General features: G+C 63.0%; 11 protein-coding genes and 1 pseudogene. 9 read left to right on the top strand and 3 right to left on the bottom strand.

Going from position 1 to position 11,458, the window contains the following annotated elements; genetic code table 11:
- From EN932_RS17610 to EN932_RS17600, 3 genes and pseudogenes are all read right to left on the bottom strand, one after another.
- A pseudogene (locus EN932_RS17610) lies at window positions 1-270 on the bottom strand (ABC transporter ATP-binding protein); the annotation flags it as partial.
- Between the two features lie 290 nt (window positions 271-560).
- On the bottom strand, window positions 561-977 hold the full coding sequence (locus EN932_RS17605; RefSeq protein WP_127368933.1) for a hypothetical protein: 417 nt from the start codon (window positions 975-977) through the stop codon (window positions 561-563).
- A 193-nt stretch (window positions 978-1,170) separates the two neighbouring features.
- Window positions 1,171-2,979 (bottom strand): ABC transporter ATP-binding protein, encoded by a 1,809-nt coding sequence (locus tag EN932_RS17600; protein ID WP_127368932.1) that lies wholly within the window; start codon window positions 2,977-2,979, stop codon window positions 1,171-1,173.
- Between the two features lie 191 nt (window positions 2,980-3,170).
- Here EN932_RS17600 and EN932_RS17595 point away from each other — a divergent pair, with 191 nt between their 5' ends.
- The 9 genes from EN932_RS17595 to EN932_RS17555 form a co-directional block, all read left to right on the top strand.
- On the top strand, window positions 3,171-4,529 hold the full coding sequence (locus EN932_RS17595; RefSeq protein WP_128368948.1) for an LLM class flavin-dependent oxidoreductase: 1,359 nt from the start codon (window positions 3,171-3,173) through the stop codon (window positions 4,527-4,529).
- 14 nt (window positions 4,530-4,543) lie between these two features.
- The gene (locus tag EN932_RS17590) at window positions 4,544-5,320 is read left to right on the top strand and encodes a DUF427 domain-containing protein (protein WP_024503939.1); all 777 of its coding nucleotides are present in this window, start codon (window positions 4,544-4,546) and stop codon (window positions 5,318-5,320) included.
- Window positions 5,321-5,354: 34 nt separating this feature from the next.
- Entirely contained in the window at window positions 5,355-6,992 is a 1,638-nt protein-coding gene (locus EN932_RS17585) for an ABC transporter substrate-binding protein (protein WP_024503938.1), read from the top strand.
- 7 nt (window positions 6,993-6,999) lie between these two features.
- Entirely contained in the window at window positions 7,000-7,959 is a 960-nt protein-coding gene (locus tag EN932_RS17580; protein WP_013530496.1) for an ABC transporter permease, read from the top strand.
- Window positions 7,956-8,843 carry an ABC transporter permease gene (locus tag EN932_RS17575; protein WP_127385264.1) on the top strand — a complete coding sequence of 296 codons (888 nt, stop codon included), beginning with the start codon at window positions 7,956-7,958 and terminating at the stop codon, window positions 8,841-8,843. Before EN932_RS17580 ends, EN932_RS17575 begins: the two co-directional genes overlap by 4 nt.
- 69 nt (window positions 8,844-8,912) lie before the next feature.
- The gene (locus EN932_RS17570) at window positions 8,913-9,935 is read left to right on the top strand and encodes an LLM class flavin-dependent oxidoreductase (RefSeq protein WP_164753796.1); all 1,023 of its coding nucleotides are present in this window, start codon (window positions 8,913-8,915) and stop codon (window positions 9,933-9,935) included.
- Between the two features lie 41 nt (window positions 9,936-9,976).
- A complete protein-coding gene (locus EN932_RS17565; protein ID WP_127385263.1) occupies window positions 9,977-10,624 on the top strand; it encodes a ThuA domain-containing protein in 648 nt (215 codons plus the stop codon).
- Between the two features lie 26 nt (window positions 10,625-10,650).
- Window positions 10,651-11,028 (top strand): hypothetical protein, encoded by a 378-nt coding sequence (locus tag EN932_RS17560; RefSeq protein ID WP_245268615.1) that lies wholly within the window; start codon window positions 10,651-10,653, stop codon window positions 11,026-11,028.
- A gap of 94 nt (window positions 11,029-11,122) precedes the next feature.
- Window positions 11,123-11,458: hypothetical protein (locus EN932_RS17555; RefSeq protein WP_128368947.1), on the top strand; the 336-nt coding region annotated here is incomplete at its 3' end.

Here is an 11,458-nt window from a genome sequence, read left to right as displayed (position 1 = left end):
GGCGCAAGGCGTGATGGCCGCAGCGCCGGCGCCTGCGGCCATCACGCCTTGCGCCTGGTCGATGGCGCGTCCCAGCAGGCGTGGAATGAAAAGCTGCAGCGTCGCGGCGATGAAGGTCGAGACGATGGTGATGGCGACCTGCCAGGGATGGCGCAGCGTCATGCGCACGATGCGGAGCAAGGTGCTAAGGCCCTTGCCCCAGGAGGCTTCCGCCACATGGGCAAACGATTTGCCGCGCTCCGATGCGCTGCTGGTTGCTTGCGTGTTCAAGGAAAATATCCAAACCAATCCGGACGTTAGCCCGGACTAATAAAGCAGACTCAATGTGAGCGGTTGACTTGGCGCTATGTTACGCGGGTCTGGCTTGGCCCTTCAAGAGCCAATGCCGGCATCGCACTGTGCCTGAAGGAAAGCGAACATGCGGCTGTGACCTGGCTGGCACCAGCGGCGGAATCCTGCCGATCTTGCCGAAGGGCGTTGGCCGGACGAGGCCAGCACCTAGTGTACGCAAGCGCCGGCCGGACGGCATGCGACCTTCCATCCGGCCGGAATCCGGTTTGCTAGGCAGGTATCAGGACGGCGATCCGATGCACGCCGACCTCCTTGCTTGTATTTGTCGCCTCGTCGGTCTTGCCTTTGGCGCAGGTGTACATGTCACCCGTCTTGAGCTTGAATTCCTTGTCGGCCTTCTTGATCGTGAACGCACCTGAAGCAATGGTGCAGATCATATCGTTGTCCATCACCATCTGAGGCGCGTGTGCGCCGGGCTGAAATACCACGTCGACAATTGCGATGCTCTTGTAGGCGGGAATGTCGGAGTTGCCGGTGCTGACCTCAACCACCCTGACACCGGGCGCAATCTCCTTGCCTTCCTTCGGGCCGTATTTCTTCGCTGATGCCGCCAGGGTGAACAGAGGCGTTATCGCGACAGCCATCACACCGAGAGCAATTGCAGACCTGCGATTCATGGTTTTCATTGCATCCTCGCACGTCTTCGTCACGAAACGAATGTGCATGACAGTTATATATTAGCACAAATGAATGTACTTGTATGCGAGGAAGCGGCCCAACCACGGCGGCAGGAACTCCGCAGCAGCCGTCGGAGAGGTTCCAGACATCGACGATCTGCTTGCCGCTAAAACCCTGCCACTGCTGCGGACCTTCGGGCGCTCAGACACCCTTGCCGTGCCGCCAGCAGGCGATCAGATGCCCTGCCGCGGTCTCTCGGGCCGGCGGCTCCGTCTTTCGGCAGTCGAGCAGGACCAGCGGGCAGCGGTCGGCGAAGGAGCACCCCGTATTCGGGACGCCGGCCGACTCGATCTCGATTGGAGCGGATAGTCTCGGCGCAGCTTCGTCGGAGGACGCAGCCAAAAGCAGGGCCGTATAGGGGTGGTTGGGGCCGCGAAAAATCTGGTCGGAGGAGCCGGTTTCGACCAGGCGTCCGCGATAGAGCACGCCGATCCTGTCGGCCATGTAGCGCACCACCCTGAGGTCGTGGCTGATGAACAGATAGGTCGTGTCCTTGTCGCGCTGCAGGTCGTTGAGCAGGTTGAGAACGGTCGCCTGGACGGAGACGTCGAGCGCGGAAGTCGGTTCATCGAGCACGACGACCTTCGGCACGCCGGCGAAGGCGCGCGCGATTGCCGCCCGCTGCCGCTGGCCACCGGACAGCGAACGCGATTTCTGCTCGGCCGTGGCGCCGGCGAGGCGAACCGATTGCAGCAGGTCGCCGACGCGGGCTCTCACCTCGCTGCGGCGCAGGCCGGCGAGCCTGCGCAGCGGGCGGCCGAGGATCGTGCCGATCCGCTGGCGCGGATTGAGCGTGCGATCCGGCGACTGGAAGACCATCTGCACGTCGCGGCGTTCGGCAAGGTTTCTCTTCTCGACGCGCGGCGCGACCGTCCTGCCGAACAGTTCGACCGATCCGGCGCTTGGCGTCTGCAGACCGGTGACGATCCGTGCCAGGGTCGACTTGCCAGAACCGGACTCGCCGATCAGCCCGAAGGTCTCGCCCTGGCCGATGTCGAGATCGACGTGGTGCAGCACTGGCTGGCTGCCGAAGGCATGACTGATGCCTTTGCAGGCGATCGCGATGCGGCGTTCTTTTGGCAGGCCGGCGTCTTCGCCTTGGACTATTGGGTGCGCTGGCACGCCGTCCGTCTCCGCCAGTCTTCCGTCCCGCTTGGTGTAGTTGAGCGCCGGGATCGAGGCGATGAGCGCCTTGGTGTAGGCGTGAGAGGGGTTGTCGAAGACATCGCTCGCAACGCCGCTTTCGACCACGGTTCCCGCCTGCATCACCGCCACCCGGTCGCAGGAGCGGCGGATCATATTGATGTCGTGGCTGATCAGCAGGATGCTGGTTTTGTGATCCTTGCGTAAGTCGGAGAGGATGGCGATGATCTCGGACTGGACGCTGGCGTCGAGCGCCGTCGTCGGCTCATCCAGCACCAGCAGCGATGGGTCGAGCGCAATGGCAATGGCGATGTTGGCGCGCTGCTGCATGCCGCCGGAGAGTTCGTGCGGATAGAGATCCAGCACCCGCTCCGGATGGCTGACCCGGACGCGGCCGAGCAGTTCGGCGGCGCGCCCGCGCGCCTCTTCGAGGCGAACCGGGCGATGCCGCATGACCGTCTCGGTGATCTGGCGGCCGATCGTCATGCTTGGATTGAGGGCAGCACCGGGATGCTGGTAGACGGCGGCGATATGATTTCCCCTGAGCCGGCGCAGCTGCTCGGCGGAAAGGTCGCGGATTTCGCGGCCCTGGAATTCCAGCGCCGACGCAGCGATGCGGGCGTTTTTCGGCAGATAGCGCAATATGGCGAGCGCCACCGAGCTTTTGCCCGATCCCGACTCGCCAACCAGGCCGAGCGCTTCGCCTTCGCCGATGTGCAGTGACACGCCGCTGACGGCGGGATGCGATCCCTTGCGCCCGTCATAGGCCACGGACAGCTGGTCTACGTTCAGAACCGAGGAGGACATGGGGACTTGAAACCACTTTCTTCCAGCGCCGCCAACGAGGGCAATCGCTTCCGCTTTCGCAATACATTATCTTTATAAAATTACTCGAATTAAGCCGGAGCGCAATCTACCTTTCTCGCATCAGCAGAGATTGTCGCCGTCTGCCGAGGCAGCGCGACGGTCTCCGGAGCAGATCTGGAAGGAGGCCCGGCATGGCTCGAGACCACATGATCCTCAGCGCATTCTTCTTCAACCCGCAGGGCGATCATCGGATGTCGTGGCGCCACCCGAGGGCGCCGGGGCGGGAGGTACTGGATTTCGAATTCTACCGCGATCTCGTGCAGGCGGCCGAACGCGCCAGGATCGACACCATCTTCGTCGCCGACCACGTGTCGATCTGGGATTCAGTCAAGAGCGGCGTCGCCCATTACGCCAATGCCCGCCTCGAACCGCTGACGCTGCTATCGGCGCTGGCTAGCGTGACCAAGCATATCGGCCTGATCACCACGGCGTCGAGTTCCTACAGCGAGCCGTACAATGTGGCGCGCATGTTCGCCTCGCTCGACCATATCAGCAAGGGCAGGGCGTCGTGGAACGTCGTCACCTCGGCCATGGATGAGGAGGCGCGCAATTTCGGCCGAGACGGCAATATCGAACATGCTTTCCGCTATGAACGCGCGGCCGAATTCCTCGATATCGTCAAGGCGCTGTGGGACAGCTGGGAAGACGAGGCGCTGCTGATCGACAAGGCGTCAGGCCATTTCGCCGACCCCGACAAGGTCCATCCCATCGATCACAAGGGCAAGCACTTCAAGGTGCGTGGGCCGCTCAATGTCTCGCGGCCGCCGCAAGGCCATCCGCTAATCGTCCAGGCCGGCTCGTCCGAAGATGGCAAGAACTTCGCCACCGCCCAGGCCGATGCGCACTTCGCCATCTACAGCACCAAGGAGGATGGCATCAAATACCGTCAGGATATCAACGAGCGGCTGGCCCGCCACGGCAGGCGGCCGGAGAGCTTCAAGATCCTGCCCGGCATCCTGCCGATCGTCGCCGCCTCCGAAGCGGAAGGCCGGGAAAAGCAAGAATACCTGCAGACCTTGCTGCCGGATCAGGTCGGCATCGACCTTCTGTCGAGCTGGAGCGGGTTGGACCTGTCGCTGTTGCCGCCGGACGGGCCGCTGCCGCCGCTGCCGGACGAAAGCACGTTCAATGGCGGGCGCACATCGCTCAACCGGGTCAAGCAGTGGGCGAAGCAGAATCTCAGCCTGCGCGAGATCGCGCGCAAGCTCGCCAACAGCGGTTCGGTGCCGACGGTTGCCGGCACGCCGGTACAGATCGCGGACCAGTTGCAGGACTGGTTCGTTTCGGGTGCCGCTGACGGCTTCAACCTGATGTTCCCGCTGCTGCCAGAAGACTGGGTGAATTTTGCCGAACAGGTGGTGCCGGAGCTGCAGCGGCGCGGCGTCTTCCCGACCGAATACGGGCCGGGAACGCTGCGCGACCGTTTCGGCCTGGCGCGGCCCGCCAACCGCTTCGCCGAGCAGCGCGACAATGCGCGTGCCGTGTCCTGACCGGAAGAACGATCATGACCGTCGCACCAAGATTGCAGCCACGCGAAGCGACCGCGCCGCAGCTCGTCAATGTCCTGCACAGCCCCAAGCGTGTGCGCGTCAAATTCGGCGGCCGCACCATCGCCGACAGCCGCAACGTGCTGGTGCTGCGCTCCAACCATTTCCTGCCGATCTATTTCTTCCCGCCGTCAGCGGTCGACCCATCGGTGCTGAAACCTTCGCTGCATCGCGAGCCGCATCCGGTCGGTGGCGAGACCGCCTATTGGGATATCGACAGCGGCGACAGGCGCAGCGCCAACGCGGCGTGGTCGTTCGTGTCGCCGCCGGATGAAAACCTGGCGCCGCTGGCCGGCCGCATTGCATTCACCTGGAAGGCCGTCGACCAGTGGTTCGAGGAGGAAGAGGAAGTCTTCGTCCACGCCCGCGATCCCTATGCACGCATCGATGTTCTGCAAAGCTCGAGCCATTTGCAGATCTGGTTCGACGGCGAGCCGATCGCCGACAGCCACCGCCCGGTGCTGCTGTTCGAGACGCATCTGCCGACGCGTTTTTATCTGCCCGCGGAAGACATCCGGCTGGAGCGGCTGACGGCGTCCGTCACCACGACGCGATGTCCCTACAAGGGCATCGCCTCTTACTGGTCCGGCCTGCTGAGCGACGGTTCGGTGCGCCCTGATATCGCCTGGAGCTACCGGGATCCCATTGAGGAAATGCCGAAGATCAAGGGCCTCATCGCCTTCTATCCGCAGGCCGTCGACCGCATCCATCTCGACGGCGAGCCCGTCGCATAGATTTTCAATCTTCATTTCAAAGCAGGGTTTCAAAATGACCAGACGCAGAGATATCGACGCAGTTCGCAATCTGTCGGGGGACATCTGGAATGTCGCCGTCGACGAACATCAGGGCGGCTTTCTCAAGCGCCGCGATCTCCTCAGATATGCCGCACTGCTCGGCCTGACCGGCTTTGCCGCCTCGCAGGGGTTGGGAGGCGCGCGCGCCGCGGCTGCCGGCGGCGGCACGGTTCGCGTCGGGCTCGGCCAGCCGACCAAGGCGATCGATCCGGTTTCGGTCACCGATCCGGCCAGCATCGGGGTGATCAGCCAGGTCGGCGAGTATCTGATCCTCGACGATCCGAAGGATGGTCTGCAGCCGAAGCTGGCTCTGTCCTGGGAGGCCAACGAGACGGCCAGCCGCTGGACCTTCAAATTGCGGCAAGGGGTAAAATTCCACGATGGCCGCGCGGTCACCGCCAAAGACGTTGTGGCGAGCTTCGAGCGGCTGGTCGATCCGGCCAGCGGCTCGTCGGCGTTGTCCGCCTACAAGGGCATCCTGTCCAAGGGCGGCGCCAAGCTGGTCGACGACGAAACCGTCGCCTTCGATCTCGACGGTCCGAACAGCAACTTCCCGTTCTATGTCTCCTCCGACGTCTACAATGCCGTCATCCTGCCTGCCGACTATGCCGGTGATTTCGAGAAGACTTTCAACGGCACCGGCCCGTTCAAGCTCGAATCCTTCCGTCCCAAGCAAGGCGCCAGCTTCGTGCGCAATGAGAATTACTGGGGCGACAAGGCGCTGCCCGACCGGATCGAGATCAAGTTCTTCGACGACGAGCAGGCACAGGTGCTGGCTTTGCAGGCCGGCCAGCTCGACGTGATCCCAAGCACGACGCGGCTGGAGCTGGCGATCGAGGGCAATCCCAACTTCAAGCTGCTGAGCGTGCAGGCGAGCTCGCACGACCAGGTGCATCTCAGGACCGACCAGGCGCCGTTTACCGACAAGCGCATCCGCCGCGCGCTGGCGCTCACGATCGACCGAGAGGCTGTGGTCAAGGGCCTGCTCAAGGGCCGCGCCATCGTCGGCAACGACACGCCGTTCGCGCCGATCTTCCCCTCGGCCGATCCATCGGTGCCGCAGCGCAAGCAGGACATTGCCGAGGCCAAGCGGCTGCTTGGCGAGGCGGGCGTGCCCAACGGCTTCGAGGTGACGCTGACCACCGAACGCGCCTATGACATTCCCGACTATGCGGTCATCATCCAGAACTTCGCCAAGAAGGCCGGCATCGACGTCAAGCTCAATGTCCTGCCGCAGGACGCCTATTACGGCTCGGCGACGTTCGGCAGTTCGCCATGGCTGGATTCGGTGCTCGGCATCACCGACTATGGCCACCGCGGCACGCCCGACATCTTCCTCAACGCCACGCTAAAGAGTTCGGGAGCTTGGAACGCGGCACATTTCAACAACCCGGCCTATGACGCGCTGCTGCTTGACTACTCGAAGGCGCGCGACCTGCAGGCACAGCGCCTTGTTGCCCGCAAGATCCAGACCTTGCTGCTCGACGAGACGCCGGCGATCATCAGCTACTTCTCGCAATACAGCCGCATCGTCAGCTCCAAGGTCGAGGGCGTACGCTTCACCGCGATTTCGCATCTCCTGCTCGACCGCGTTTCCTTCGTCCAGGCATGATCGCGACATGCTGACCGGTCGCATTCTGTCAGCGCGTGTGGGCACACTTGTCCTCACCCTGTGGCTGGTCAGCATTCTGGTGTTCTTCGCCGGGCAGGTCCTGCCCGGCGATGTGGGCCGTGTCATGCTCGGGCCTTTTGCCGACGCGCAAGCGGTGGCGGAACTGAACAAGCGGCTAGGCGCCGACCAGCCGGTTCTCGTCCAGTATTGGCTCTGGTTCAGCAAAGCGGTCACCGGTGACTTCGGCACCTCGCTGTCGATGCGCGGGCCGGTGGCGCCCTTCGTGCTGGAAAGCCTCAAGCGCTCCGCGGCGCTTGCCGGGATTATTTTGCTCTTCCTCGTTCCGCTCGGCGTTGGTGCCGGCGTCATCGCCGGTCTCAATGCGGGCCGCCTCATCGACCGGCTGATCGTGATGGCGGGCGTCTCCTTCGGCATTGTGCCTGATTTCGTTTCCGGCCTGATGCTGCTCATCGTTTTCGGCCTGTGGCTGAACTGGTTCCCGATCTCCGGAGTTGCGCCCGATGGCGCGGGCTTCTGGACGCATGGCTATTATCTGATCCTGCCGGCGCTGCCGCTGGTGCTGAACCTTTCCGGCTATATCGCCCGGATGACGCGAGCGGGCGTGATCGAGGCGATCGCCGCCGATTACACGCGCACCGCCGTCCTGAAAGGGCTCGAGCGGCGCGAGATCATCTTTCGGCACGTGCTGCGCAATGCGCTGACGCCGACCGTCGCGGTGCTGGCGACGCAGACCGGATACATGCTGGGTGGGCTGGTGGTGATCGAGGCGTTGTTCGGCATCCAGGGACTTGGCAATCTGGTCCTGAACGCGGCCAAGGCCCGTGATTTCCCGATGCTGGAGGCAGGCGTATTGGTGATGGCGGCCATCTTCGTGCTGTCGGCGGCGGCCGGCGACCTCTTGCTGGCGCTGCTCGATCCGCGGCAACGCCGCCGGACCTCGCCATGACGGATCTGGCCGAGTTTCCCGCACCGCAGCTCGCCGTGGCGGGCTTTTCGACAATGCGCCGGATTCGCAGTGCTTTCGCCGGATTGCCGCCGTCGGTCGTGGTCGGATTGCTGCTGCTTTTGTTCTGGGTCGCTTGCGCCATAGCAGGCAACCTCTTCGTTCCCTACGATCCCTATGCCGAGGATTTCCTGGCGACGCTGACGCCGCCCGATGCGCTGCACTGGTTCGGGACCGATCAGCTCGGCCGCGATGTGCTGTCCCGCATCATCGTCGGTTCGCGCGACATCCTGCTGGTTGCGCCGCTGGCGACGCTGGCCGGGGTTGCCGCCGGCAGCATCATCGGCCTGGTGCTCGGCTATTTCGAGGGCCTCACTGATGCCATCGGCGCGCGGCTGCTCGATACGCTGATGGCGTTTCCGTTCATCGTTCTCGTCACCATGACGCTGGTGGCGATCGGCCCGTCGAACCTGACCGTCATCCTGGTGATCGGCATCGCCTACGCGCCGCTGGTGGCGCGCACCGTTCGCGCCGCCGTGCGTGAGCAGAAGCAGCGCGACTATGTCAGCGCCGCGCGCCTCGGCGGCGAGGGCGCGCTCGCCATCATGTTCCTGGAGATACTGCCCAACATCAGGGAAACGATCCTCATCGAGCTCGTCACAAGGCTGGGCTACGCGTTCTTCTCGATCGCGACGCTGAGCTTTCTCGGCCTCGGCATCCAGCCGCCATCGGCCGACTGGGGACTGGCCGTCGCCGACGGCTATGGCTTCCTGACCGGCGGAAAATGGTGGGTCGTCGTCTTCAATTCTGGGGCAATCGTCTCGCTGGTGATGGCGACCAACCTGATCGCACAAGGCATTGGCGCCTTCGAGAATAGCGATGCATGAGCCTTGATCCGGGCGCCAAAAAATCTCTTTTGCATTGAAGCCTGACGCGCATCCTTATATCGCATGACTATGAAGAAAATCGGTTTCCTGTCGTTCGGGCACTGGACGCCCTCGTCGCAATCGCAAGTGCGCTCGGCTTCGGACGCGCTTTTGCAATCCATAGAGCTGGCTGTCGCCGCCGAGCAGCTGGGCGCGGACGGCGCGTATTTTCGCGTGCATCACTTCGCCCGCCAGCTCGCGTCGCCGTTCCCGCTGCTGGCGGCGGTCGGCGCCAGGACCAGCCGTATCGAGATCGGCACCGCGGTCATCGACATGCGCTACGAGAATCCGCTCTACATGGCCGAGGATGCCGGTGCTGCCGACATCATCGCCGGCGGGCGCCTGCAGCTCGGCATCAGCCGTGGCTCGCCCGAGCAGGTGATCGATGGCTGGCGCCATTTCGGTTACGCGCCGCCGGAAGGCAAAAGCGACGCCGACATGGCGCGGCATCATGCCGAGGTCTTCCTCGAGACGCTGCGGGGCGAGGGGTTCGCCCAACCCAATCCGCGGCCGATGTTCCCCAATCCGCCCGGCCTCTTGCGCCTCGAGCCGCATTCGGAGGGTCTGCGCGAGCGGATCTGGTGGGGTGCGGCTACCAACGCCACGTCGGAATGGGCAGCCAAGCTCGGCATGAACCTGCAGAGCTCGACGCTCAAATTCGACGAGAGCGGCAAGCCGTTCCACATCCAGCAGGCCGAGCAGGTCCGCATCTATCGCGAGGCCTGGAAGGCAGCCGGCCACAAGCGCGAGCCGCGCGTCTCGGTCAGCCGCAGCATCTTCGCGCTGGTCGACGATCGCGACCGTGCTTATTTCGGCCGCGGCAATGAGAGCCGCGACCAGATCGGCTTCATCGAGGAGAACACCAAAGCGATCTTCGGGCGCAGCTACGCGGCCGAGCCGGATGTGCTGATCAAGGAATTGGCGCAGGACGAGGCGATCGCCGAAGCCGATACGCTGCTGCTCACCGTTCCGAACCAGCTCGGCGTCGACTACAATGCGCATGTCATCGAGGCGATCCTGACCCATGTCGCTCCAGCGCTGGGCTGGCGCTGACGCCGGATCGATCAGGGCCGAGTTTTCCAGGGAGGTACACAGTGCCAAAGAAGGCCTTGATCGCCTGGGGCGGCTGGGAGGGCCATACGCCGGAGCAGAGCGCGAAGATCGTTCGCACCTTGCTTGAGCGAAACGGCTTCGACGTCACGCTGGGTGAGGGCACGGCGATGTTCGCCGGTCCGGAGCTTGCTTCCTTCGATCTCATCGTGCCTGTCATCACGATGTCGATGATCGAAAAGGCCGAGTTGCAGAACCTGACGCTTGCGGTTCGCGGGGGAAGCGGGCTCGGCGGTTTCCACGGCACGATGGGCGACAGTTTCCGCAATGAGCCTGACTATCAGTTCATGACCGGCGGCCAATGGGTGGCGCATCCCGGCAACATCATCGACTACACTGTCGCGATCACCCGGCCGGACGATCCGATCACAAAAGGCATCAGCGATTTCGCCTACCGATCGGAGCAATATTACATGCATGTCGACCCAAGCAATGAGGTGCTGGCGACCACCACCTTCACCGACGCGCATTTTCCGGGGATAGGCGGCGTTGTCATGCCGGTCGTCTGGAAACGGCGCTATGGGGCGGGGAAGGTTTTCTACAGTTCCCTTGGTCACACGGCGGATGAGTTCGCGGTGCCGGAAATGGCGCTGATGGTGGAGCGGGGTTTGCTTTGGGCGGCGCGGGGGTAGAAGCAGGCGAAGTTCGTGAAAATCTGATGGAATTCACAGGAAATCTACGGAGATATCCAATGAACGATTCCAGTTGGTCCGCTTCCGAAAAGAAGCTCGCCCGCCACGCCTTCGATAAGGCTCTTGAGGCGGCCCTCGCAAAGACGATGGCCGAATTCAAGAGCAAGGCCAGTGCGGTGACGGTTCCCTCCCAGATGTGGGAGCTGGAAGCCTATTTGCGTGAACAGCGGCGGGATATCGACCGGACGTTCGACTACCGCTATTCGCAGCTCCTTTATGTCTTCACTCATCTCATCCGAGCAGGCTGCCTCGATGAAAAGCTGCTTGCCGGTCTGTCGCAAGACAAGCGGGATGTCATTCGGCGGGACCTTGCCTTTGCGGCGGGACGCCCGGCCAGCGGATGACGACGGCAGGGAGTGCGGCCGCGTCCCAATCCCTGCCATGCTGGAAAGCGGCCGTTGTCGTACTACCATCCCGTCACATGGCGAGGGGGATGAGATGGACCATCAGCGTACTGTTTTTCTGATCGGAGCAGGTTCCGTTGGTGACGACGAGCAAGCCGTGTTCACGCTGCACGTGAACGGCGCTGCCTGCAATCTGAAATGCAGTTATCGGGACAAGGTGATCGAGGCAGAAGAGGAAGACTTTTTCGAGGCTCTGTTCCAAATCCGTCAGGCACTCGAAGTCGATGGCCTGCTACCCTTCTGTTACGGAGCAAGCGCCAATGTTTATCCGGAAAATACCGTGATGGAGAAAAGTCGCGGATTGATAGCCTGCAAGGTGAAGACGGGGCAATTTCCGCAAGAGAGCGATCTGGTCGACATATTTGATGAT

This window comes from Mesorhizobium sp. M7A.F.Ca.US.002.01.1.1 (assembly GCF_004022955.1).
GTDB classification, from domain to species: domain Bacteria; phylum Pseudomonadota; class Alphaproteobacteria; order Rhizobiales; family Rhizobiaceae; genus Mesorhizobium; species Mesorhizobium ciceri.
This window is presented reverse-complemented; position numbering and strand designations above follow the sequence as displayed.

Excerpts from the sequence above, each read along its gene's own strand:
- EN932_RS17600 (WP_127368932.1), bottom strand. The coding sequence starts at position 2,979 with ATGTCCTCCTCGGTTCTGAACGTAGACCAGCTGTCCGTGGCCTATGAC.
- EN932_RS17585 (WP_024503938.1), top strand. The coding sequence starts at position 5,355 with ATGACCAGACGCAGAGATATCGACGCAGTTCGCAATCTGTCGGGGGAC.
- EN932_RS17575 (WP_127385264.1), top strand. The coding sequence starts at position 7,956 with ATGACGGATCTGGCCGAGTTTCCCGCACCGCAGCTCGCCGTGGCGGGC.
- EN932_RS17570 (WP_164753796.1), top strand. The coding sequence starts at position 8,913 with ATGAAGAAAATCGGTTTCCTGTCGTTCGGGCACTGGACGCCCTCGTCG.
- EN932_RS17590 (WP_024503939.1), top strand. The coding sequence starts at position 4,544 with ATGACCGTCGCACCAAGATTGCAGCCACGCGAAGCGACCGCGCCGCAG.
- EN932_RS17595 (WP_128368948.1), top strand. The coding sequence starts at position 3,171 with ATGGCTCGAGACCACATGATCCTCAGCGCATTCTTCTTCAACCCGCAG.
- EN932_RS17605 (WP_127368933.1), bottom strand. The coding sequence starts at position 977 with ATGAAAACCATGAATCGCAGGTCTGCAATTGCTCTCGGTGTGATGGCT.
- EN932_RS17580 (WP_013530496.1), top strand. The coding sequence starts at position 7,000 with ATGCTGACCGGTCGCATTCTGTCAGCGCGTGTGGGCACACTTGTCCTC.
- EN932_RS17560 (WP_245268615.1), top strand. The coding sequence starts at position 10,651 with ATGGAATTCACAGGAAATCTACGGAGATATCCAATGAACGATTCCAGT.